The organism is Leptolyngbya sp. ST-U4, from assembly GCF_039962215.1.
GTDB lineage: Bacteria > Cyanobacteriota > Cyanobacteriia > Elainellales > Elainellaceae > Leptolyngbya_A.
Map to the genome: position 1 here is coordinate 43,867 of NZ_JAMPKZ010000017.1, position 23,363 is coordinate 67,229.

17 protein-coding genes are annotated in these 23,363 nt (G+C 52.1%); 11 read left to right on the forward strand and 6 right to left on the reverse strand.

All coding sequences use genetic code 11. From position 1 onward, the window contains the following. Positions 1 to 252: 252 nt before the first annotated feature. Positions 253 to 2,346, reverse strand: a complete 2,094-nt coding sequence (locus tag NDA02_RS20135) for a prolyl oligopeptidase family serine peptidase (RefSeq protein WP_190794259.1) — start codon at positions 2,344 to 2,346, stop codon at positions 253 to 255. Positions 2,347 to 2,606: 260 nt separating this feature from the next. Here NDA02_RS20135 and NDA02_RS20140 point away from each other — a divergent pair, with 260 nt between their 5' ends. The 5 genes from NDA02_RS20140 to NDA02_RS20160 all read left to right on the forward strand — a co-directional run bounded on the left by NDA02_RS20140 (position 2,607) and on the right by NDA02_RS20160 (position 9,738). Continuing rightward, positions 2,607 to 4,904: a PBP1A family penicillin-binding protein gene (locus tag NDA02_RS20140; RefSeq protein ID WP_348255708.1), complete on the forward strand. Its 2,298-nt coding sequence runs from the start codon at positions 2,607 to 2,609 to the stop codon at positions 4,902 to 4,904. A 213-nt stretch (positions 4,905 to 5,117) separates the two neighbouring features. Then, the gene (locus tag NDA02_RS20145) at positions 5,118 to 5,420 is read left to right on the forward strand and encodes an RNA-binding protein (protein WP_190794244.1); all 303 of its coding nucleotides are present in this window, start codon (positions 5,118 to 5,120) and stop codon (positions 5,418 to 5,420) included. Between the two features lie 136 nt (positions 5,421 to 5,556). Next, complete coding sequence (locus NDA02_RS20150) at positions 5,557 to 7,083, forward strand: GTP-binding protein (protein ID WP_190794245.1); 1,527 nt, start codon at positions 5,557 to 5,559, stop codon at positions 7,081 to 7,083. A gap of 434 nt (positions 7,084 to 7,517) precedes the next feature. Next, positions 7,518 to 8,783 (forward strand): RNA polymerase sigma factor SigC, encoded by a 1,266-nt coding sequence (gene sigC / locus NDA02_RS20155; protein WP_190794246.1) that lies wholly within the window; start codon positions 7,518 to 7,520, stop codon positions 8,781 to 8,783. Between the two features lie 124 nt (positions 8,784 to 8,907). Continuing rightward, positions 8,908 to 9,738, forward strand: a complete 831-nt coding sequence (locus tag NDA02_RS20160; RefSeq protein WP_190794247.1) for an SWIM zinc finger family protein — start codon at positions 8,908 to 8,910, stop codon at positions 9,736 to 9,738. A 102-nt stretch (positions 9,739 to 9,840) separates the two neighbouring features. On the opposite strand, the gene NDA02_RS20165 is transcribed toward NDA02_RS20160, so the two are convergent. Continuing rightward, the gene (locus tag NDA02_RS20165) at positions 9,841 to 10,026 is read right to left on the reverse strand and encodes a PCP reductase family protein (protein ID WP_190794248.1); all 186 of its coding nucleotides are present in this window, start codon (positions 10,024 to 10,026) and stop codon (positions 9,841 to 9,843) included. Between the two features lie 470 nt (positions 10,027 to 10,496). On the opposite strand from NDA02_RS20165, the gene NDA02_RS20170 reads away from it, so the two are divergent. Together NDA02_RS20170 and NDA02_RS20175 are read left to right on the forward strand one after the other, a co-directional pair. Next, positions 10,497 to 11,810: a PQQ-dependent sugar dehydrogenase gene (locus NDA02_RS20170; RefSeq protein WP_190794249.1), complete on the forward strand. Its 1,314-nt coding sequence runs from the start codon at positions 10,497 to 10,499 to the stop codon at positions 11,808 to 11,810. 30 nt (positions 11,811 to 11,840) lie between these two features. Further along, positions 11,841 to 12,767, forward strand: a complete 927-nt coding sequence (locus tag NDA02_RS20175) for a UbiA family prenyltransferase (protein ID WP_190794250.1) — start codon at positions 11,841 to 11,843, stop codon at positions 12,765 to 12,767. A 210-nt stretch (positions 12,768 to 12,977) separates the two neighbouring features. Here the strand turns inward: NDA02_RS20175 and NDA02_RS20180 are convergent, their stop codons facing one another. The 3 genes from NDA02_RS20180 to bchL all read right to left on the reverse strand — a co-directional run bounded on the left by NDA02_RS20180 (position 12,978) and on the right by bchL (position 15,969). Further along, positions 12,978 to 14,378, reverse strand: coding sequence for a ferredoxin:protochlorophyllide reductase (ATP-dependent) subunit N (locus NDA02_RS20180; RefSeq protein WP_190794251.1), 1,401 nt, complete (start codon positions 14,376 to 14,378; stop codon positions 12,978 to 12,980). A gap of 120 nt (positions 14,379 to 14,498) precedes the next feature. Then, entirely contained in the window at positions 14,499 to 14,942 is a 444-nt protein-coding gene (locus tag NDA02_RS20185; RefSeq protein ID WP_190794252.1) for a DUF5331 domain-containing protein, read from the reverse strand. 163 nt (positions 14,943 to 15,105) lie between these two features. Beyond that, on the reverse strand, positions 15,106 to 15,969 hold the full coding sequence (gene bchL, locus NDA02_RS20190; RefSeq protein WP_190794253.1) for a ferredoxin:protochlorophyllide reductase (ATP-dependent) iron-sulfur ATP-binding protein: 864 nt from the start codon (positions 15,967 to 15,969) through the stop codon (positions 15,106 to 15,108). A 1,237-nt stretch (positions 15,970 to 17,206) separates the two neighbouring features. Between bchL and NDA02_RS20195 the strand changes: the two genes are divergently transcribed. Continuing rightward, positions 17,207 to 17,668 (forward strand): Fur family transcriptional regulator, encoded by a 462-nt coding sequence (locus NDA02_RS20195; RefSeq protein ID WP_190794254.1) that lies wholly within the window; start codon positions 17,207 to 17,209, stop codon positions 17,666 to 17,668. Positions 17,669 to 17,871: 203 nt separating this feature from the next. Here the strand turns inward: NDA02_RS20195 and NDA02_RS20200 are convergent, their stop codons facing one another. Further along, positions 17,872 to 18,378 (reverse strand): GNAT family N-acetyltransferase, encoded by a 507-nt coding sequence (locus NDA02_RS20200; protein WP_348248071.1) that lies wholly within the window; start codon positions 18,376 to 18,378, stop codon positions 17,872 to 17,874. Positions 18,379 to 18,886: 508 nt separating this feature from the next. Here NDA02_RS20200 and NDA02_RS20205 point away from each other — a divergent pair. The 3 genes from NDA02_RS20205 to NDA02_RS20215 all read left to right on the forward strand — a co-directional run bounded on the left by NDA02_RS20205 (position 18,887) and on the right by NDA02_RS20215 (position 23,349). Beyond that, the gene (locus tag NDA02_RS20205) at positions 18,887 to 19,453 is read left to right on the forward strand and encodes a cytochrome C (protein WP_190794256.1); all 567 of its coding nucleotides are present in this window, start codon (positions 18,887 to 18,889) and stop codon (positions 19,451 to 19,453) included. A gap of 572 nt (positions 19,454 to 20,025) precedes the next feature. After that, positions 20,026 to 22,845, forward strand: coding sequence for a preprotein translocase subunit SecA (gene secA / locus NDA02_RS20210; protein ID WP_190794257.1), 2,820 nt, complete (start codon positions 20,026 to 20,028; stop codon positions 22,843 to 22,845). A gap of 18 nt (positions 22,846 to 22,863) precedes the next feature. Beyond that, a complete protein-coding gene (locus NDA02_RS20215; RefSeq protein WP_190794258.1) occupies positions 22,864 to 23,349 on the forward strand; it encodes a hypothetical protein in 486 nt (161 codons plus the stop codon). Positions 23,350 to 23,363 lie beyond the last annotated feature (14 nt).

Genomic DNA, 23,363 nt, shown 5'->3' on the forward strand with positions numbered 1-23,363 from the left:
CAAGTTCTCTAAGCAGTGTTCGATGAGTTGCAGCCCCCTAAATCCCCCAATTCTGGGGGACTTTGAACTGAGGGAAGGCTTTTAAGCAGTGGTAAAGGTTAGAGGGCGAATAAGAAAGATTTTCCCCTTAGAGATGTGTCCACATCGCAGCCAACCCTGATGGAACCGAGCTAATAATGCTAACTGTCAAAGTCCCCCAAAATTGGGGGATTTAGGGAGCAATGCAGGATCTTCCCACGCCCAAAATCCCTTCTATGACTGCGTTTTCTCCTCCACTCTCAACGTCCGCAGCAAAAACGCCCAGCGATCGGCAACTTCCTCAATAATTTTGGCAGTTGGCTTTCCGGCTCCGTGTCCTGCCTTCGTTTCGATCCGAATCAGCACCGGGTTCTCGCCCTGATGGGCTGCCTGCAAAGCTGCCGCAAATTTGAAGCTGTGTGCCGGAACCACGCGATCGTCATGGTCTGCCGTAGTAATCATTGTTGCCGGATAAGCCGTTCCCAGTTTGAGATTGTGCAGCGGCGAATAGGCGTAGAGGGTCTGAAACTCCTCAGGATTCTCCGGCGAACCGTACTCAGCACACCATGCCCAGCCGATCGTGAACTTGTGGAACCGCAGCATATCCATCACGCCCACCGCAGGTAGAGCCGCCCCAAACAAATCCGGTCGCTGAGTCATGCAGGCTCCCACCAGCAAACCGCCATTGCTACCACCGCCGATCGCCAGTTTCTGGGGCTGGGTGTATTTGTTCTCGATCAGCCACTCTGCCGCCGCGATGAAATCATCAAACACATTTTGCTTGTTCAGCTTCATGCCCGCCTGATGCCAGTCTTCGCCATATTCGCCGCCGCCCCGCAGGTTTGCCATTGCATACACGCCGCCCAACTCCATCCAGACCAGATTGGCAGGTGAAAAAGAAGGCGTGAGCGAAATATTAAACCCGCCGTAGGCATAAAGGTAGGTCGGATTGTTGCTATCCAGCGCCAGTCCCTTCTTGTGGGTAATAAACATTGGGATCTGCGTCCCGTCTCTGCTGGTGTAAAACACCTGGCGCGTCTCGTAATCATCCGGGTTGAAATCGACCTGCGGCTGACGGAACAGCGTACTTTCCCCGGTGATCATGTCATAGCGATAAATTGTGGGCGGCGTGGTGAAACTCGTAAAGCTGTAGAAGGTTTCCGTATCGTGTCGCTCTCCCCCAAATCCCCCGGCTGAACCCAGTCCAGGCAGTTCCACCTCGCGCACAAAGCGACCGTCCAGGTCAAAAATCTTTACCTGCGTCCGGGCATCTTTCAGATAAGACGCTACAAACTGGTTGTTCAGTATCCCCACACCTTCCAGCGTTTCCGCTGCCTGCGGGATAATTTCCTTCCAGTTTGATTTGTCGGGACTGGTCAGGTCGATCGCAATCACCCGACCGCGCGGCGCGTCCAGATCGGTCTGTATCCAGAAAGTCGTGCCCTCATTATCAATCACGCTGTAGCTGGCTTCAAAGGTATTAATCAGCTCGACCACCGGAGCATTTTCCTGGCTCAAGTCTTTGTAAAACACCAGATTGCGCGAATCTGTGCCCAGCCACACCGAAATAATCAAATACCGTCCGTCCTCGGTCACGCCACCACCAAAGCCCCACTCCTTCTGGTCGGGACGCTCATAGATCAACACATCCTCAGACTGCGATGTACCGAGTCGGTGATAGTAAAGCTTCTGGAAATAGTTCACGTCCTCCAGCTTGGTCGCTTCGTTCGGCTCATTGTAGCGAGAGTAAAAGAAGCCCTGATGATCTGGCGTCCAGCTTGCCCCCGAAAACTTGATCCACTTCAAATGATCCGGCAGATCCTCGCCCGTCTCGACATCGCGCACCTTCCACTCCTGCCAGTCCGACCCTGCGGTGGACAAGCCATACGCCATCCGTTTCGCATTCTTGCTGATCGCCAGCCCCGACAGCGCGACCGTTCCATCTTCCGAAAGCTTGTTGGGATCAAGCAAAACCCGCGCCTCTGCATCTAGATTCGGCAAGGTGTACAGCACGCTCTGATTTTGCAGCCCATCATTCTTAAAGTAGAAATAGCGCGATTCCTCTTTAAACGGAATGCCGTACTTCTCGTAGTCCCAGAGTGCCGTCAACCGCTGCTGAATTCGATCGCGGCTCGGAATCTCCTTCAAAAACCCAAACGAAACCTGATTTTGCGCCTCAACCCAGGCTTGGGTTTGTTCACTGTTAGGGTCTTCCAGCCAACGATAAGGATCAGCCACCACAACGCCATGATAGTCATCCACTTGGTCAACCGCAGGGCTTTGCGGATAAGCTAGGGACTGGGAAAGGGGGTGGGAAGAAGGAGTCATAAGACGATCGCCTGCCGCTTTTCTGAGGTGAACTGCCACGACGAACACAAATCCGCCGCTCTCTTCATTGTAATTATCTCCAAAACTCCCCAAGCGGAATCCCAATCCCCTCACCCATTCACCCATCTACTCATCCACCTAACTCCCCACACAAAAAACGATCAAAAAGCCCCAACCTTTCTGGAAACCCCCATGCCCCAACTTGTATCTCAATAAGATGTTTGATGATACGCGTTGCCTGATTGCGGCATAATTCTGGCATGACTCCTCCCCAGACACCCAACCCAGCCCCAAATCCTCAGCCGCCCAATCCTTCACCCAACCCGCCGAAAACCCTCTTGGGGGCACTGACTCAGGCGGTGCGAACGGTGCAGGCGCGGGTCGATTTTACCAAGCTTCGGCTTAAGCCTAATGCCAGAGTCCCCGAACTTCTGGTGCAGGATGCCGACGCAACCCAGGCTGAAACCTATCCCTTGCTGGGCGAAAGCTACCTGCTAGGACGCAGCTCCAAGTCCTGCGATATCGTGGTGCGAAATCCGGTTGTGAGTCAGGTTCATCTGTCGCTGACGCGGGATAAGCGCAAGCCGAATGCGCCCTTTGTGCTGCGCGACGAAAATTCGACCAACGGAATCTATCGCGGCAAGCGGCGAGTCACCAAGTTTCCCCTGCGGCATGGGGATATTTTGACTCTAGGGCCCCCAGAACTGGCGGCAGCCGTCCGCGTTCAGTATCACGATCCCCCACCTTGGTATGTCAGAGCCTTTCGCTACGGGCTATATGGCGCAACAGGGGTGACTGCGCTCACGGCTTGCTGGGTCGGGTTAGAGTGGCAAAAGTTCTCGGTGCGTCCGCTGCCTGCCTCAGTTCAAGGTCCGGTCGTCGTTTATACGCGAGACGGAAAAACGCCGCTCAGCACCGTAGAAACTCGTCCGCACGTCGAGATGAAGCAGCTCAGCGATTTTTCGCCCTATTTGGCGGAAGCGGTGATTGCCTCAGAAGATACTCGCTACTACTGGCATTTAGGCGTTGATCCGCTCGGTATTTTGCGGGCGGCCGTCATCAACGTTCGGGACGGCCAAATCCTGGAAGGTGGCAGTACCGTCACCCAGCAGCTTGCCCGCAGCATTTTCCGTGACTATGTAGGAACCGAAGACTCTGCCGGACGCAAACTGCGTGAAGCGGTTGCTGCCTTGAAGCTAGAGACGTTTTACAGCAAAGACGACCTGATGCTGACCTATCTGAATCGGGTTTATCTGGGGAACGGGAACTACGGCTTTGAGGACGCGGCACAGTTTTACTTCGGCAAATCTGCTAAAGACCTTTCGCTGTCAGAAGCCGCAACGCTGGTCGGAATTTTGCCTGCGCCGAACCGCTTTAATCCGGTGCGGGACTACGAGACGGCAGTGCAGTTTCGTGATCGCGTTCTCAACCGCATGGCAGCCCAGGGCAAAGTCAGCCAGGAAGACGCCCAACGTGCCCGTCGATCGCGCATCGAAATTAATCCCGCAGCCGTTAAGCAGCTGCAAAGCACGATCGCCCCTTATTTCTACGGTGAGGTGTTTGCGGAACTCGAACGCCTGCTAGGAGAGCAGCTCGCCCAGGAAGGAAATTTTGTCGTCGAAAGCACCCTCGATCAGCGAATTCAGCAGGTCGCAGAATCCTCACTGAGAACTGCCGTAACGGACACGGGCACCTCGGTAGGTTTCTCGGAAGGGGCAATGGTGACGCTAGATTCCCAGTCGGGCGAAGTACTGTCAATGGTCGGTGGTGCGGACTACCAGCAGAGCCAGTTTAATCGGGCAACCCAGGCATATCGCCAGCCCGGATCGACATTCAAAATCTTTGCCTATGTTGCCGCACTGGAGCAGGGAACCTCGCCCTATACCTCGTTTTCCTGTGCCCCGTTGACCTGGGAGGGACAGTCGTTTGAGGGCTGTCGATCGGGCAGCGGCAGTCTGGATATGTTTGGGGCAGTGGCTCAATCCGAGAATCCGGTCGCACTGCGGGTGGCGCAAGACGTGGGACTCGATCGCGTCATTCAAACCGCAAAGCGAATGGGCATCACGGCTGATCTGCAGGCTACCCCCGGATTGATTCTGGGACAAAGCGAAGTGAATCTGCTCCAGCTCACGGGTGCCTTTGGCGTACTGGCAAATCAGGGAGTAAGCCATCGTCCTCACTTAATCCGCCGCATTTTTGACAGCAGCGATTGCCAGAATGTGAACGATGCAAGAACGTGCCGTGTGATTTACGACTACAGCAAAGACGCAGAGGCAAATGTCACCGTTCTCTCACCTGAAGTTGCAAATACCATGACTTCCTTGCTGCAAGGGGTTGTGCAGTCGGGCACCGGACGAGCTGCCTCTCTCGGTTTAGGTGAAGCAGGCAAAACAGGAACAACCAATGACAATGTTGACCTCTGGTTTGTTGGCTACATTCCTAGCCAATCACTGGTGACAGGAGTTTGGTTTGGTAACGATGACAACACCCCAACGAACGGCACAAGCGGCGATGCAGCCCAGCTTTGGGGAAACTTCATGGGACAGATTGCCCGATAAAAAACCCTAAGAATTTTCCATCGATACTATTGCAAAATATCAGTGTCTTTTGAATTTTAAAAAAGATGTTTTCTATTTTGCTGCGCTAACTCAATAGATCCGCTATTATTGCTTGCAAAGCAGTACTGGATTGCAGTATTAATGGGAATCATCTTCTCGTCTACCCTGCGTTTCCTTGAACTGCCACTCGTCTCGAATGGTTTGGAGAGAATTGTGACTATTTACGTTGGCAACCTGTCTTTTCAGGCAACTGAAGAGGATCTACGGGAAGTTTTCGCTGAGTATGGAAAAGTGAGTCGAGTCAGCTTACCAACCGATCGGGAAACCGGAAGGAAGCGGGGCTTTGCATTCGTCGAAATGGAAGACGATGCTCAAGAGCAAAAGGCGATCGACGAACTTGACGGCGCAGAATGGCTCGGTCGCGAAATTCGAGTCAACAAAGCCAAACCCCGTGAAGAGGGCGGTGGCGGTGGTGGTGGTGGTCGTCGGAATGGCGGTGGCTATCCGAGAGGCTAGATGGTAACGCTTCTTCGATCGCATCCGGCAGCAGACGGCAACTCCTCTAAATGAGCTCCTCTAAATGAGCTAAAGAAGCTGCTTTCTATCGGTTCGGTAAGATCAAAAGAAGAACCCTTTATTTCTAGAGCCGCTCATGTCTCGGTCAAGTCTTTTGTTAGTCCTGGTTGGCATCATCCTGGTGTTGGGGCTAACGATTTGGCTAATCGGTTCCTTGTCACAGCTCTACTACAGCATTGCGTGGACATCGCCACTGCTGGCAAATTTGCTGCTGTTCCTCTTGATTGGACTGTTTGCAGCACTGGCGATCGTCCTGTTCTATTATGCGCTGCGATTCACGAAGCCAAAGCAACCCAAGCGGCTGCCGACTGTTCCTGTCGAAAAGGTCGATGCGGCAAGAGAGACGCTGCGGGCAGTACAGCAGCAAATTGACCAGATCGAAGACGAAGTCACCCGTCAGGCTCTTGCCAGCCGCACCCGTGAAATCGAAGAAAGCCTCAGCCGTCGGGAAATTCGAGTCGTGATCTTTGGCACAGGCTCTGCAGGCAAAACGTCCCTGATCAACGCGATTATCGATCGCATTACCGGACAAACGGCGGGGGGGCAGGTTGGCGCACCGATGGGAACCACCTGTGTAGAATCCACCTCAAGACTCCAGCTTCGCGGCTTGGGACGAGAGATTTTGCTGACTGACACCCCCGGAATCCTGGAAGCAGGCATCGCAGGAACAGAACGAGAACAGGCGGCGCGAAAGCTAGCGACCGAAGCCGATTTGCTGCTGTTTGTGGTCGATAACGATTTGCGCCAGTCTGAATACACCGTGCTTCGATCGCTTCTCACTATCGGCAAACGATCGCTCCTCGTCTTCAACAAAACCGATTTATATCCCGAAGCCGACCTGGAAGCCCTGATTGCTCAGATTCAGCAGCGGCTTCAAGATTTAATCTCAGCAGAAGATATCATTCCGATCGCCGCCAACCCTCAGCCCGTGCAGCTCGAAAGCGGCGAATGGCTCACCCCTGAACCCGATATCTTTCCTTTGCTTCAGCGCATCGCAGCCGTTTTGCGATCGGAAGGCGAAAATTTGGTGGCGGACAACATTCTGCTGCAATCCCAGCAGCTTAGCGAAGCGGCACGGCAGCAAATCGACGACCAGCGACGACAGCAGGCAGAAAAAGTTGTCGATCGCTATCAGTGGATTGTAGCAGGAGCCGTTACCGTCACTCCTTTACCGGGAGTCGATCTGTTAGCAACGGCGGCAATTAACGCCCAAATGGTGATCGAGCTGGGGCGCATCTACGGCTGCGAAATTAATCTGGAGCGAGGAAAGGATCTGGCAATTTCCTTAGCAAAAACCCTGGTCAGTCTGGGCGTAGTGCGCGGCGCGTTTGAACTGCTCTCAATTACGCTGCAAACCAATGTGGGAACCTTTCTCGTCGGTCGAGCCATTCAAGGCGTGACGGCAGCCTATCTCACACGAATTGCTGGAAAAAGCTTTATCGAATACTTCCGTCGCAATCAAGACTGGGGCGACGGCGGCATGACGGAAGTGGTGCAGGAACAGTTTCGCCTGAATCAGCGCGACGAGTTCATCCGAGCCTTTATGCAGGATGCGATCGACCGAGTGGTGCAGCCGCTAGTTAATGCTAAGCAGGCTCCTTGAAAGGCGATTTGATTTGAAAAGTGAACTTGTGACCTGAACTGCTTCCAGTTTCTGGCTAGCTTGTACATCTGCGTTAAGTCGGCGATCGTTGTAGGTTTTGCAGTTCCCTGATACTTCTCTAAACGCCTGATAAAAAACTCGATCGCACCGTAATCTTTACTTCAACTTGATAAAGCAACTTCATTCCTTCAAGCAGCAATTCGGGAATCACCGATACAAAGAATGTAGGTTAGAGAGTTCCCTGCATAATTCAGAACTGCCGTGATTTAAATCAATCACGAATTGGGTGTATCCGTCACAATTTGCAAAGCCAATCGAGCAAGACGTGAAACTTCACGCTGCTTAAAGAAGTCGTGGTTAATTAGCCCCCAAAGTGGGAACACTCTTGACAGGCAATCTATGCCCCCTTACACCGGAGCACTGAGACGAACACTATGACAGCAAGACCTTTTCGCGCTGATCTTGATTACGCTGAATCAGCCAGTGTCGTCAACTTTGAAATGAATGGTGAACACGATGCCTCTGACTTCTCTTTGGAACAGGCAGAAACAGAGCTAGTCAGCCTGGACTTTGAGGATGCAGATCCAAATCAACTTTTGCGAAACGCCAACCGACGCACCACTGATCTTGTGCGGCTCTATCTCCAGGAAATCGGGCGGGTGCGGTTGCTGGGACGCGATGAAGAAGTTTCAGAAGCCCAAAGCGTTCAACGCTATATGCGCCTGGTAGAGCTTCGTAATGAAGCTGCCGAAAAAGGTGATGCAGAGATCCAGCCCTACGTGAAGCTGCTTGACATTCACGATCGGCTTGCCTCGCACCTTGGTCATCGTCCTTCCTGGGAACGGTGGGCAGTTGAAGCTGAAACCACCGTTGCTGATCTAAAAATAATGCTGTCCACCGGAAAGCGTCGCTGGGCAGAGCTGTCGGAAATGACCCCAGCAGAGCTGGACCAAGTTAAAAATGAAGGAACCCGCGCCAAAGATCACATGATCAAGGCGAATTTGCGTCTGGTTGTCTCGGTTGCCAAGAAGTATCAGAATCGCGGACTTGATTTGCTGGATCTGATCCAGGAAGGAACACTGGGTCTGGAACGTGCCGTCGAGAAATTTGACCCCACCAAGGGTTATCGATTCAGCACCTATGCGTACTGGTGGATTCGTCAGGGCATTACCCGCGCGATCGCCACTCAAAGCCGCACAATCCGCCTGCCCGTTCACATCACCGAGAAGCTCAACAAAATCAAGAAGGCGCAGCGCAAGATTTCCCAGGAAAAAGGCAGAACTGCCTCAATGGAGGACATCGCCGCCGAACTGGAAATGTCGCCTAGCCAGGTGCGAGAAGTGCTGCTGCGCGTACCCCGTGCCGTTTCGCTGGAAACCAAGGTGGGCAAAGAGCGGGATACGGAGCTGGGCGAACTGCTGGACGATCGCGACGGTGTAACTCCTGAGGAGCTGCTGATGCGCGAGGCACTCCACCGAGATCTTCAACAGCTCCTCACCGACCTCACTACTCGCGAACGCGATGTGATCCAAATGCGGTTTGGCTTGGGCAACGGTCAACCCTATTCACTGGCAGAAATTGGACGGGCACTCGATCTCTCTCGTGAACGCGTTCGCCAGATTGAAGCCAAGGCACTGCAAAAGCTCAGACAGCCAAAGCGACGCAACCGCGTCCGGGACTATCTAGAATCACTCAGCTAGTTCAACCAGCGAGTTCAATCCACTTGCAAAAACTGATTCTTCATCATAACGATTCGCCTAAAAAACGATGAGTGCTAGGAACTGGGCTAATCCCCGGTTCTTTTTATTTGTTTATACTGATTGCATGACTTACGATACACAGGCAAGCCGGGAATGGTGGGCACAACGCTGGATCGATGTGCTGGAGTCATTTGGCTGGGTGCGACGACTCGCCCGTGCCCGAAACTATGCGCGGGAAGGCAATGTGCTGAAAATTGAGTATCAGGGAGCCAAAGTCTCTGCACTCGTCCAGGGCACCGCACCCGAACCCTACAAAGTTAGCCTTTCCCTCGACCCATTTAACGATGAGCAGTGGCAGTATGTGATCGAGTCGATGGCAGAACGCGCCATTTTCTCAGCCAAGCTGCTGGCGGGCGAGATGCCGCAAAATATCGAAGAAGTGTTTACAGCGAACGGGCTGAGCCTGTTTCCGCTCACAAAGTTTGACATCCACAGCCGCTGTTCCTGTCCTGATCCGGCGAATCCCTGCAAGCATATTGGCGCACTTTACTATGTGCTGGGCGATCGCTTTAGCGAAGATCCGTTTGTGCTGTTTCAGCTTCGGGGACGCACTAAGGAGCAGATCATTACCGCTCTGCGGGAAATGCGAAGCGCGAAGACCGAAGGCGAATCTGACCTACCCCCGATCGAGACCGCTTCAACAAATCAAATTTCCCTCGATCGCTTCTGGCAGTACGATCAGCAGCTTGAGCCGTCTCTTGTCGTGATTGCGCCGCCGCCCAGCAGCGAAACGGTTCTGGATATTTTAGGAACGTTGCCCCTGAAATCTGACACGCCAGGCAATCAGGCGATCGTCTCAGCCCAGCACGTTCAGGAATATCTCAAATCCCTCTATGCCCAGGTGAGCCAGCAAGCGGTCCTCGCTGCGATGTCTACCGGAAATCAGGACAACTAATGCAGCTAGTTTTCAGCAATTGCTGGAAATAAGGCGATGCAAAGCAGTTCCCCTACGGGGTAATCGAGAAGCAATTCGAGAAAAATAGGATTGCCCAAATTACTATTGCCCAAATTCTAATCGGGCTTGCTCGACCAATTCTGGTGTCACCGTGTCTAGTTCTGCTTCACGGGCGAGGGCTTCAATGCGCTGTCTTGCCTGCGATCGGACGAAGAAAGGGATGTTTTTTAGCTTCGCTTCGGCTTCGGCAGTCCAAGTGGGGGAGTCGGAGAAGTGGGGGGTTGACATGATGAGGAGATGGGGGATGAGGAGATGAAGGGGAGGCTGTTAGACGTGCTTGCAGAGTGGGAGAGAGATAGGGGCTTGAGTTCAATTTTGTCTTGAATTTAGAACTCTCGAGCTGCTCTGGAAACAGATCAACATAATGGAATTATAGATAAGCTATTATCTATAGCTGAAGCAGCATTCTTTCACTTCGATAGTCGCTTGCCATTAATCTACTTGCCATTCGATCACCTCTTTCAGTTTGCCTTGCTTACAGTTTGCCTTGTTCAACGATTGCTGTGTCAGGGTTTACCTCAGTCGTAGCCCAGTATCTAGACACGAATTTGTTTTCATTACAAGTTCTTACTGCAAGGTTTCGTTGCAAGGTTTCATTGCAAACCGATCGCGCAGGTCTACAGCATGTTTAGCGCAGGTTTAGCCTGTTTACTCAAACCTTGATTTACGCTAGCCCGATTCAAAAGGAGTTAGTTGCTATGCTTCACCGGATTCAACCCAAAATTCAGAATCGTTTGCAGCTTGTGCAGCGATCGTTCAAGACTGCCTTTGCCAGGGGCATATTACTCTTTGTAGTTGCGGGCTGTGCTGTGCCTCAAATTTCATCGGCTCCTTCCACGAGTTCTCCGGCAACGGGCACTAGTTCTGAGCCGGCTACTGCCACAAAAGAGAACAATCAGACTGGAGGATCTAATCAAACGATCGCTCAGGCTCCTGCTTCTGGTGCAGCGCAACGCTATCGACAAACGGTTGTTCTAGACGGGCTAGAGCATCCCTGGAGTATGGCATGGCTTCCCGATGGGGCAATGCTGGTGACAGAGCGACCGGGGCGGCTGCGAATTGTGCGCAATGATGTGCTTGATCCAACGCCGATCGCCGGAGTACCACCCGTGTTTGCATCGGGGCAGGGCGGATTGATGGAGGTGTCGCTTCACCCGCAGTTTGCCCAAAATCGGTTTGTTTACCTGACTTATTCTCACGGCAATGCCTCCGCCAATCAAACCCGTGTAGCGCGTGGTGTGCTGGAGGGTCAAACCTTGCGCGATGTGCAGACCATTTTTGAAGCGGCTCCGCAAAAGTCGAGCACGCAGCATTTTGGCTCCCGGATTCAATGGCTCCCCGATGGAACGATGCTGGTGTCGATCGGTGATGGCGGCAACCCACCTGTTTCGCTTAACGGCGATCTAATTCGCAGGCAGGCACAAAATTTGCAAAGCCGTCTTGGTAAGATTGTGCGGCTCAACGATGACGGCTCGATTCCTGCTAATAATCCGTTTGCATCGAATGCCAATGCTGATCCGGCAATCTGGAGCTACGGACACCGCAATATTCAGGGGCTGACCCTTAATCCGGCAACGGGGCAAGTTTGGGCAACGGAACACGGGGCACGGGGCGGCGATGAGCTAAATCAAATGCAGGCAGGCAATAACTATGGGTGGCCCCTGGTCACTTACAGCCGGGAATATTCAGGCGGCGAAATTTCCTCAGAACGATCGCGCCCCGGATTAATCGACCCCAAAACGGTCTGGCAATCTGGCATTGCACCCTCTGGTCTGACCTTTTACACGGGCGATCGACTCTCTGGCTGGAAGGGCGATTTGTTTGCCGGAGGACTGGTGGGACAGGCAATCCAGCGCATTGATCTCGATGCTTCAGGAAACGTGGTGGGTCAACAGACGATCGCCATCAATCAGCGCGTGCGGGATGTGCGTCAGGGTCCAGATGGCTTGCTATATGTTTTAACGGATGAATCTAACGGACAGATGATTCGCATTGAGCCTGTTGCTCCCTAGCATCAAGATAATTCTGCTCTTGATTGGCTGATGCAAAAAGTTCGTTTATTTCTGTTCGAGTCGGTGCTTGAGCCTGCTCGACCGCGCTGGGTTTATCCGTTGGTGCTCAGATGCCTGCATTTTCTGATCGATTCCAGCCTGTGGACAGCTGCCGCGCTTGCTTCTCTAGTGTTTTTTGTTCAGCAGACTTTGCGCCTGCCTCCCGGCACTCTCCCGATCGCCCTCATTTTCTGTGCCGCGCTAACGTTTTATAACCTCGATCGCTTTGCCGATGCGATGATGCCGGACCGTTCGAATGAGCAGCTTCCGGCTTTTCATCGTAGTCCGGCGATTGTGCTGCTGATGCTGGGGGCGGGGGTGGCGACAGTTGTTTTGCTGGTTCAAGCTCCGATCGCCGTGCAAAAGGTCAGCATTGTGGGATTCATTGCGCTAGCGTATGGCATTCCTTTGTTTCCACGACAGCTTTCGCATCGGCACGATCGACAAACGCGCTGGCATCGCATCAAAGATATTCCCGGTGCAAAAGCCTGGATCGTCTGCGCCACGATCGCTTACGCACTGACTGCCATTCCGCTTGCCTATGCAAATCAGCCATTTACCCCTGCTGCCGTTCTCACAGCCGTCTTTCTGCTGATGGTGACGGGTTCCAATGCCCATGTGTTTGACATTCGTGACCTGAATGACGATCGCAAACAGGGCGTACCCACTCTACCTGTTTTGGTGGGTATCCCCTCAACCCGAATTCTGTTAACTGGATTCAATGCGGTTGGACTCGCTGGATTGCTGGGTGGCTGGATTAACGGTTGGAACATTCCCTCAGTTGCAATTGTGCTGCCGATGCTGCTGCTGACGCTGGCTTGTGTCTGGACATTAACCCCAGAAACGGAGCGATCGATTTACAACGTTTGGGTCGATGGGCTGCTGTTTTTACCCGCTCTGGGAGTTGGGCTAATGTGAACAAAGCAGCCTCTTAATGGGACTAAGCAAATGCTTAAAAAGCCCTAATAATCGATCAGTTTTGCGACGCGATCGAGGATGCCATGCTGCAATTGCACAGTCTTCAGCTTCGTACAGCAGTTTGGGGTACATCAGGGGTACATCAGGAGCTAAAAAAATCCCCACGCCGATATCAGCGCAGGGAACAGAAATCAAGAACAGGAGAAGATTCTAAACCGTCGTTTCCTTCACGAGCTTATCCCAGCCCAGATCCTTGAGAGAATTATTGCGGCGGAGCGGGCGGGTCACCAGTTCCAGAATGTCGCGGGCGTTGCTGAAGCCGTGAATTTGCGCGAAGGTAAACTCCACTGACCACTTGGTATTGATGCCGCGAGCCTCTAGCGGGTTCGCATGTGCCATCCCCGTGATCACCAGATCGGGCTGAAGCTCATAAATGCGCTGAATCTGGTTGTAGTTGTCCGGCTTTTCAACGATGCGGGGCAGGGGCACGTTCATTTCGGCACAGGTTTTCTCTAGCAGAGCCAGTTCCGCACCCTGGTATCGCTTATCCATGTAGGGAATGCCGATTTCAGGCACGGTCATGCCGCAGCGAATCAGGAACCGCGCCAGCGAGATTTCCAGCAGGTTATCGCCCATAAAGAACACTGACTTGCCGCGAATCAGCTTCACGTAATCTTCCAGTCCTGCCCAAATTTGCGCTTCTCGCTCATCCAGTCCCTTCGGCTCAATGCCAAACACCGAGCAGATTTTTTCGATCCAGGCGCGAGTGCCATCGGGACCGATCGGGAAAGGCGCGCCAATCAGCTTACATTTGCGTCGGCGCATCAGGGTCGTTGCCGTGCGAGACAGGAACGGATTCACCCCGACCACATAATCGCCCTCGGCCAGGACGGGTAGTTCGGTAAATCGCTTGGCAGGCAGCCAGCCCGAAACTTTAATTCCTTGTCTTTTGAGTTCCAGCGTGAGCTGTGTTACCACGGGATCGGGCAAAGAACCAAACAGTACCAGCGGCGGGTGATCCACATACTCCGATTCTTCAGCCGCAACTTCTTCCTTTTTGCGTCCAAAGTTGAGCAGCTTTTGAATGGCATTGCGATCGTTCTTCTCTGCCTCTGCGGTCGGAGCACGATCGGGGCATCGATGAGCCATTGCCGCCAGCACTGTATCTTCGCCCTGAGTAAAGGCATAGTCCAGACCGTTTGCCCGTGCCACGACGATCGGAATCCCAATTTCCGCTTCCAGTTTAGGAGCCAGCCCTTCCAGATCCATTTTGATGATTTCTGTGGTGCAGGTTCCAATCCAGACAATTACAGAGGGATTGCGATCGCGCTTAATCTGGGCACAGAGCCGCTTTAGTTCCTCATAGTCGTTGAGCTGAGCCGAGATGTCGCCTTCTTCTAGTTCTGCCATCGCATAGCGAGGTTCGGCAAAAATCATCACGCCCATCGCGTTTTGCAGAAAATAGCCGCAGGTCTTTGTGCCAATCACGAGAAAGAAGCTGTCTTCAATCTTCTGATATAGCCAGGCCACGCAGCTAATCGGGCAGAAAGTGTGATAATTGCCCGTTTCGCAGTCGAAGTTGAGGGATTGGGGTTCGCTTGCCAGAGTCATAAAATTCGGTTTCCTTAAAGGGATGTTATGGGGGCGATGCAAAGCACTTCCCCTTCGAGGGTCATCGTTGAAACGAACGAAAGCAAATGTTTTTGTCCCGCCAATCCCCCTAATGTTCTGCTAGTTCGTTCGCTCATACCTCAGGTTGGGGTTTGGTCCTACTCCTTCACAGGCATCGTCTGGCTGGGCAGGAGCAGGGCGATCGATCGCGTTCTGAGGGATAGGAGAGAAATTGACCACATCGGTCTGGCTGGGGAGCAGTCGGATCGGCTGGGCGGGGATGTAAGCAGCTTCAAGTTCTTCCAATGCCTCATCGGGGTTGAAGTTCAAACCCAGGGCAATCACAATGCGATCGGGATTGCTGCTGAGATCCACAATCAGCGGAAGCAGCTCAAGCAGATCGGGTTCGAGCGTTGCCAGGGTTGCCAGAATAAAGCTTGAAGAAGGACGACGCTGACCTTCACAGTTGACCCAAACGCCCAGTTTTACCAGCCAGTCTCGATGGGTGCGGTAGTAGCTGAGCCACAGAGTTTTGAGGGATTTGCGGAGATGTTCAGTATTCACGGAATTTATCGTGCTGGATGCAAAAGACGATCGCTAAATTTTGCAGAAATAGTGCAAAAAATTATGCAAACCCACTCATACCGTAAAATGGCGACGCATCACCCAAAGAAACAAGGGATTTTCAGCTTTTGTTGCGATCGAGATTTGCTGCTCCGCACTCACACTAAACCATCATCAGATCCAGTTCTTCCTCGGCCTTGGGCTGATGCTTGGTGGGATTGAGATAGAAATCAGACAGCAGGGTAAACAGTTCGCGATCGGGGGCATCCTTAGGCACCACGCCTTCGGGACGCGCCAGAATTTGATCGGCAATATTGAGGTAATAGTCGCAGACATAGTTCAGCGAGGGGTCGGATTCCGCCATTTCAAACAGCGTTTTGCCCTTCACCCGCGACACCCGAATATCTTCGATCAGGGGCAGAATTTCCAGCACGGGCATTGGCACAGAATCCACATACTTATCGATCAGATCCCGCTTGGAAGTCCGGTTGCCAATCAGTCCTGCTAGGCGGAGGGGATGGGTTCTGGCTTTTTCTCGCACCGAAGCTGCAATCCGGTTGGCTGCAAACAGCGCATCGAAACCGTTATCGGTAACGATCATGCAGTAGTCGGCATAGTTCAGCGGAGCCGCAAAACCACCGCAAACCACGTCGCCCAGCACGTCAAACAAAATCACGTCATATTCGTCAAAGGCGTTGAGTTCCTTCAGCAGCTTCACCGTTTCGCCCACTACATAGCCGCCACAGCCTGCTCCTGCCGGAGGACCACCCGCTTCAACACAATCTACGCCGCCATAGCCCTTGTAAATCACATCTTCGGGCCACACATCTTCGTAGTGGTAGTCCTTTTCCTGGAGCGTATCGATGATCGTGGGAATCAGGAACCCAGTTAGAGTAAAAGTACTGTCATGTTTTGGGTCGCAGCCGATTTGCAGCACTCTCTTTCCGCGACGCGCCAGCGCAACTGAGATATTGCAGCTTGTCGTCGATTTGCCAATTCCGCCTTTGCCGTAAACCGCTAATTTCACGCTAAATCTCTCCTGTCTGTAAGTCTTTTTACCCAATACGCAACGCGGCTTTTCGCGTCGTTTCTGGTGTTTCTGTGGCGATCGAATCTCTGTCTAAGTCTCTGTCTAAAAAATCCTTGCTAAAAATCCTTGGAATTTAGAGATGGGTCGCATCAGACAAGCAACACGACCCGGAGCCTCAACCTCAAAACCTTGTCTGGTTCATAACTGCATTATTGTTCACTTTCCCAAACAGTAAAAGGGACTTTGAAAACAGAAGGGGGTTTAATTCTACCTAAGAAGAAGCTATCCGTAGTTTAGATGAGCTGCTTTAGTCTAAATCTGAACTAATCAAGAAAATAATGCCACGCTCGATTTGTAATAACTCCTTACGTTAATACAGAACAAAAGACAAACGTTGCGCTGCGCTTTTCCGAGTTCTATCTGGCAAATGCTGTTTAGCTCTAGGGCGATCGCTGGGTTGCTTTACTTCTGAAGGGTGGTTGCCTGAATCGTCGCTGAAAGGTGGATGGGTGAGGGTCTTAAATCCTGGAGATTCCCCTGAGAGTCGCTTTCAATAAGGGGAAGCAAGCCTGTTTAAGAGCACTTCTGGAGCAGTCGATAAGGTTTAGCAGCTCAAAGTCCCCTTTTTGAAGAGGAGTTTAGGGGAACCTCCAATCCTTCGCCGTTCGCCAGGTACTTCAACAAACATGCTTGAACTTCCGGGCTGACCAAGATCAAGTAAAACCCTTTTTCCTTCCAACCCTCGCCGCTTTGTAAAAAATGATAAATTTTCCAGAATCAACCGCTTTAATCCAGGTTGATTAACCTCGCTCAAAGGGTTGAAAAATGGCTCTACTTGTGCGTTGCGGTAGACATTCTGCGCTTTTCTAAGTTAAAGTTGTAGTGAGTTCGATTTAGGAATTGGGTGCTTAAGTTGCTTTACTGTGCTGATGCTCCTACTGATTCACCCGTGAGCCTCACCCCATGAGTACAATATGAGTGAATGCCGAGGGTATTGCAGACTGAGATTAGGCTTGACCAATGCCATGTTTTCAGCGTGGACTTAAGCATCACGAACGAGACGCTGCCTAGAAAACCCTGTTTCTGCCCGCTTGCTCAACTGTTTTCCTTGCATCGCCACTCATCGTTCAATCGGATTTAGCATCAAAATTGTCAAAATATTGCCAGTACGAAATTCAGTACGAAATAAAAACAGGGTTATTCAATCCATTATTAAGCTGTAGGGAAGGGAGTTATGGAGACAGGAGCAGCATCAGTTAAAAAACCAATTCGATCGCTCGAAGAAGCTCTAGATCACTGTCAATCGCTCGGAATGCGTCTGAGCAAGCAGCGTCGCTTCATTCTAGAACTGCTGTGGCAGGCAAAAGAGCATCTCTCAGCGCGAGAAATTTACGATCGGCTGAATCAGCAGGGCAAAGAAATTGGGCATACCTCGGTCTATCAAAACCTGGAGGCACTGTCAGAGCAGGGCGTGATCGAGTGCATTGAGCGATCGGATGGTCGGCTCTATGGCAACATTAGCGATCCGCACAGTCATGTGAACTGCATTGATACCAATCAGATTATGGATGTTCACATCGAGCTACCCGAAGAGCTGCTGCGCCAGGTGGAGGCACAAACGGGCGTTCGCATTCTGAACTATAAGATCGACTTTTTTGGTTATCGGCAGGCCGAGCAAGTCGCCGCAGCAGATTAGTTCCGAGAGTTTATCTCCATTGAGGAAAACTCTTTGCGTCCGAATCTTCAGAAAAGAACGAGTTTTTGTAGCGATTTCAGTTTTATGGCTAGACAGTTTTATGGTTAGACAAACGGGGAGGGTTAACCTCCCTTTTTTCTTGTCTGTTTTTTTCTTATCTGTTTTTTCCTGTCTGCAAAGCGATCGCCCAATTTCACTCCAGGTTAACCGCGATGCAACACCTCTTCCTGCACCATTTCCTGAACCAAGGGCAGTCCTTGCTGCGAGACAGGCTGGTTAAACAGCACCATTGTCGTGGTCTGGTTTTCCTCGAAGCCGATGCGCTCGTAAAACTTCTGCTGATTTGTGGTCATCAGATACACCCGCTCAGCGCGATTCAGATGAGGGTGCATCAACAGCGTTTCGACCAGTTTCCGTCCCAGTCCTAATCCCTGATAATCTGGGTGAACAACCACATCCCAGATAGTGGCGCGATAAATTCCATCCGAAGTTGCCCGTGCAAAACCAATCAGTCGATCGCCGTCCCAAGCAGTCACAATTGGTCTACTATTTTGCAGGGCGATCGTCCAGTCTTCAAGTTTGCGATCCTGTGCCCAGAATGCCGTAATTTGAAAGAGTGCTTGCAGTTCTTCAAGATCAATTTGACGAGACCCTGTTCCCACTGCAAAGCCTTCGTGAATACTAAACTGAACGTGACGGCAATCGTGCATGGATTCCCTCTTCCTCCGAAAATCGTCTGAGTTGTGGTATTTGAGTAGTGCTGGATGGTTAGGTTGGCTGCATTCGCTCGCAGTTTGCATTGCAGGTTTAGCGTTATCCTGTCTTACGATAACTTCAGGTCTTCTGCTTTATAAGGCAAAACTCAGAAATGATTCTTCACTCGATCGAATGACTTTTAACGCAATTTCAGTCCCCTAGTGGAACTTTGGCAACCCTGAGCAGTCAGGTCAGCCAGTTACATCACTGATGATCAGAATAATCTGAAGTTTCGGGTTTGAGCAGGTGGGATCAGCGCAATTTTACTCCGCCTCCGGGAGGACGCTGACGCTGAAAATTGCAGGAAACGAAGGTACCAGCTTCATTTCATTAGTGATAAGGGCTACCGCTTTTCTAAGTTTCCCATTCTGAAATCCTGACAATTGTGCCTGTCATTCTTTCCTCAAACACCCCCGCTTTATACCTCCTCGAATTGTTTGCCCCGTTTGCCTGATTGAATCTATGCCGTTTTTGCGCTTTACCCGCTGGATTCGTCGCCGCCCCGCTCTTCGCTGGTTCAGGGTGACGCTGCTGCTGCTGGTTTGGAGTCTTTGCTTAGGTTGGGGACTCGCCCAGGCAAAACCTTCGATCGCCCAAACGATCGCCCAAAGCAATGCTCCTGATTCTCAGGCAATTGGCACAGTTGACGTGATTCGCCCGCAGTTTCAGGTCGGACAGGAACTTTATCTGCAAAACTGCGCTACCTGTCACCTGGCACTGCCGCCTGCCGCAATGCCGACCCAAACCTGGCAAGCGCTCATTCAAGATTCGCAGCACTATGGAGTACAGATCGAACCCCTGCGAAGCCCTGACCTAGAGATAGTCTGGCGATATCTCTCTACCTTTTCGCGATCGACCAATCGCAACGAAATCGTTCCCTATCGCATCCAGCAATCGCGCTATTTCAAAGCACTGCATCCCAAAGTCGAGTTTCCTCAGCCCCCCAGCGTAAGAACCTGCGCCACCTGCCATCCTGCTGCTGCTCAGTTTAATTATCGGAGTCTCGCACCAGAGTGGGTAGGGGAGTAAGTAGGAGAGGATGAGGAGATGGAGGGTGCAGAAATTGACAGAATCTTAGCTTTGCTAGGGGAAGGATGGCTTCGTGGAGGCTAGGTTCAAATTTTTGCGTGGGTTCAGCAGAAGCTCGGAAATTTTAGCTCTGAGTAACCCGCTTCAAGTTTCCAGTACAAAATCTTTCGATCGAACCCGAAGTCATACATTCAAACAAGTCATACACTCACACAAGTCACACGCTCAGAGAAAACAGTATCGCCCAACTCCCTATCCCTCCACTTCCTTTACCCCTCCCCAATCCCTATTCGGCTATCCCCCAACCCAGACTTTCCCCCGGTTTGAATCCAGATGGTACGATGAAAGTAACTTTGCCAATACTCAATCAATCTTTAGAACCGTACTGGTGAAGACTTTGGGGGATTTTGAGCGATCGAGTGAGTCAAATTGCTGGGCTGAACCGTGAAAATGCGTCACACTTTACCTAGACTAGAAAAGCCCGAACTCCAAAAGCGATCCCTCGGATAGCTGCACCCTGCGCCGATACAAATTTCCCTATTTCTCCCTCCTATTAGAGTCTCTCGTTTGCCATGTTAAAGAAACTGCTGGGCGACCCCAACGCACGTAAATTAAAGAAGTATAAAAACGACATTGTCGAAGTCAATCTGCTTGAAGAAGAAATTCAGGCATTGTCCGACGAGCAGTTGACCGGCAAGACGGCAGAGTTCAAGCAGCGGCTCGAAAAAGGCGAAACGCTGGACGATTTGCTGCCCGAAGCCTTTGCCGTGGTGCGAGAGGCAGCCAGACGCGTCCTGGGAATGCGGCACTTTGATGTGCAGTTAATCGGTGGCATGGTGCTGCACAATGGGCAAATTGCCGAGATGAAGACCGGGGAAGGCAAAACTCTGGTTTCGACGCTGCCCGCCTACCTCAACGCTCTAAGCGGAAAAGGGGTTCACGTCGTCACAGTGAACGACTACCTGGCACGGCGCGACGCGGAATGGATGGGACAGGTTCACCGCTTTCTGGGACTGAGCGTGGGTTTGATCCAAAACAGCATGACCCCGATCGAACGCCGCAAAAACTACGCCTGCGATATTACCTACAGCACCAACAGCGAACTCGGCTTCGACTATCTGCGGGATAACATGGCAACCTCGATCGAGGAAGTCGTGCAGCGTCCATTTAACTATTGCGTGATCGACGAAGTAGACTCGGTGCTGATCGACGAAGCCCGTACCCCGCTGATTATTTCGGGACAGGTCGAGCGTCCGAGCGAAAAGTATATCCGAGCGGCTCAGATTGCGGCGGCACTCACCAAAAAGGAAAACGAAGACGACCCTAACGGACACTACGAAGTCGATGAGAAGCAGCGTAACGTCCTGCTGTCTGACGAGGGTTTTGTTGCCTGCGAAGATTTGCTGGGCGTTGAGGATTTGTTCGACCCGAAGGATCCCTGGGCGCACTACATTTTTAACGCGATCAAGGCAAAAGAGCTGTTCATGCGCGACGTGAACTACATTGTTCGCAATGACGAAATTGTGATTGTGGACGAGTTCACCGGACGGGTGCTGCCCGGTCGTCGCTGGAGCGATGGTCTGCACCAGGCGATCGAAGCCAAAGAAAACGTCGAAATCCAGCCGGAAACGCAAACCCTGGCAAGCATTACCTATCAGAACTTCTTCCTGCTTTATCCAAAGCTGGCGGGCATGACGGGCACGGCGAAAACCGAAGAAGCTGAATTTGAGAAGATTTACAAGCTAGAAGTGACGATTATTCCGACCAACCGCATCACCCAGCGGCGCGACCAGCCCGACGTGGTGTACAAAACTGAGGCGGCAAAATGGCGGGCGATCGCTCAGGACTGCGCTGAGTTCAACCAGCAGGGACGACCCGTTCTCGTAGGAACTACCAGCGTGGAAAAATCCGAAGTGCTGTCGCGGCTGCTGGCTGAGCTGCAAGTGCCCCATAATTTGCTGAACGCGAAGCCGGAAAACGTAGAGCGCGAGTCAGAAATCATCGCCCAAGCCGGACGCAAAGGAGCCGTGACGATCGCCACCAACATGGCAGGACGCGGCACAGACATCATTCTGGGTGGAAACGAAGACTACATGGCGCGTCTCAAGCTGCGCGAGTTCTTTATGCCCCGAATTGTGCAGCCAGAAGATGGCGATGGCTTTTCAGTCACCAGCGTGATGCACGGCGACTCCAGATCGGGCGGTAAGGGGTTTTCCGCGCCTACCCCTGGACAAAAAGTAAAAACCTGGAAGGCATCGCCGCAGATTTATCCCACGGTACTCTCAAAAGAAGTCGAGAAAGCTCTGAAGGAAGCCGTTGATTTTGCCGTGCAGCAGTATGGCGAACGATCGCTTCCCGAACTTCAGGCAGAAGACATTGTGGCGGTTGCTTCTGAAAAAGCTCCGACCGAAGACCCGGTGATTCTGCGGCTGCGCGACGTTTATAACCTGATCCGCAAAGAATACGAAGCGTTTACCAAAGCCGAACACGAAGAAGTCGTGGAGCTGGGTGGTCTACACGTCGTCGGGACAGAGCGACACGAATCCCGCCGGATTGACAACCAGCTTCGTGGACGGGCGGGACGACAGGGCGACCCTGGCTCGACTCGCTTTTTCCTCAGCCTGGAAGACAACTTGCTGCGAATCTTTGGCGGCGATCGGGTTGCAGGCTTGATGAATGCTTTCCGCGTCGAAGAAGATATGCCGATCGAATCGGGAATGCTGACGCGATCGCTCGAAGGGGCGCAAAAGAAAGTCGAAACCTACTACTACGACATTCGTAAGCAGGTATTTGAGTACGACGAAGTGATGAACAATCAGCGTCGTGCCATCTACGCCGAGCGGCGGCGCGTTCTGGAAGGGCAAGACCTGAAAGAACAGGTGATCAAGTACATCGAGAAAACGATGGATGATATCGTCGATGCTTACATCAACCCTGAATTGCCCTCAGAGGAGTGGGAGATCGATAAGGTCGTGACCAAGGTGAAGGAATTCATCTATCTGCTCGAAGATTTAGAGCCGTCCCAGCTTGCCGATCTGTCGGTGGGCGAAATCAAGACCTTCCTGCACGAGCAAGCCCGCATTGCCTACGACATCAAAGAAGCCCAGGTGAACCAGCTTGAGCCAAACCTGATGCGGCAGGCAGAGCGATTCTTTATCCTTCAGCAAATTGATACCCTCTGGCGCGAACACCTTCAGCAAATGGAGGCTCTGCGCGAGGCGATCGGTCTGCGAGGCTATGGTCAGCGCGACCCGCTGATCGAATACAAGAGCGAAGGCTATGAACTCTTCCTCGAAATGATGACCAATATTCGCCGCAACGTCGTCTACTCGCTGTTCCAATTCCAACCGCAGCCGCAGCCTGTAGTGCAAACGCCGTCTGAGCTGGTGTAAGTGCAGGAGAACTTTGGGATGGACAAACTGCTAGACGAAGCGCGATCGAGAGAAATTGCTCAGGAGATCCGCAGCAAAGCGAAACAGCCGTTTGAGAATGCCTATAAAGCAGCTCTGGCGATCAAAGACGCGCTTTACGTGCAGGGTTTTCTGGTGAGCAAAGCGAGATCTAGTGAGCCGATCGAGCATGGTTGGCTGGAACTGGACGATTGCCTGATCGACCCCAACCTGCCTCACCTGCAAGGCAATCCAGAAACCCTGTTCTATTTCACGGCGCAGCGTTTATCGGTCGAAAGCTTGAAAGCTGCCGTAGAAGAGGCAAAAGAAGACTATCCCGAAGATGATCCTCTGCCTATCTACGGCACAACGCCCTACGAATATTACGGCAACGTGATGCTGGGCGGCAAAGAGTATCAGGAAGCGTTTGCGGCGGCTGAGGCAAAGTGTCAGGAGCTGCAAAGCTCAAACGGCAAAAATACGAACGGTCACAATTCCCTGAACTAATTTCCCAACTAATC

Excerpts from the sequence above, each read along its gene's own strand:
- NDA02_RS20135 (WP_190794259.1), bottom strand. The coding sequence starts at position 2,346 with ATGACTCCTTCTTCCCACCCCCTTTCCCAGTCCCTAGCTTATCCGCAA.
- NDA02_RS20140 (WP_348255708.1), top strand. The coding sequence starts at position 2,607 with ATGACTCCTCCCCAGACACCCAACCCAGCCCCAAATCCTCAGCCGCCC.
- NDA02_RS20150 (WP_190794245.1), top strand. The coding sequence starts at position 5,557 with ATGTCTCGGTCAAGTCTTTTGTTAGTCCTGGTTGGCATCATCCTGGTG.
- sigC (WP_190794246.1), top strand. The coding sequence starts at position 7,518 with ATGACAGCAAGACCTTTTCGCGCTGATCTTGATTACGCTGAATCAGCC.
- NDA02_RS20160 (WP_190794247.1), top strand. The coding sequence starts at position 8,908 with ATGACTTACGATACACAGGCAAGCCGGGAATGGTGGGCACAACGCTGG.
- NDA02_RS20165 (WP_190794248.1), bottom strand. The coding sequence starts at position 10,026 with ATGTCAACCCCCCACTTCTCCGACTCCCCCACTTGGACTGCCGAAGCC.
- NDA02_RS20170 (WP_190794249.1), top strand. The coding sequence starts at position 10,497 with ATGCTTCACCGGATTCAACCCAAAATTCAGAATCGTTTGCAGCTTGTG.
- NDA02_RS20175 (WP_190794250.1), top strand. The coding sequence starts at position 11,841 with ATGCAAAAAGTTCGTTTATTTCTGTTCGAGTCGGTGCTTGAGCCTGCT.
- NDA02_RS20180 (WP_190794251.1), bottom strand. The coding sequence starts at position 14,378 with ATGACTCTGGCAAGCGAACCCCAATCCCTCAACTTCGACTGCGAAACG.
- NDA02_RS20195 (WP_190794254.1), top strand. The coding sequence starts at position 17,207 with ATGGAGACAGGAGCAGCATCAGTTAAAAAACCAATTCGATCGCTCGAA.
- NDA02_RS20200 (WP_348248071.1), bottom strand. The coding sequence starts at position 18,378 with ATGCACGATTGCCGTCACGTTCAGTTTAGTATTCACGAAGGCTTTGCA.
- NDA02_RS20205 (WP_190794256.1), top strand. The coding sequence starts at position 18,887 with ATGCCGTTTTTGCGCTTTACCCGCTGGATTCGTCGCCGCCCCGCTCTT.
- secA (WP_190794257.1), top strand. The coding sequence starts at position 20,026 with ATGTTAAAGAAACTGCTGGGCGACCCCAACGCACGTAAATTAAAGAAG.
- NDA02_RS20215 (WP_190794258.1), top strand. The coding sequence starts at position 22,864 with ATGGACAAACTGCTAGACGAAGCGCGATCGAGAGAAATTGCTCAGGAG.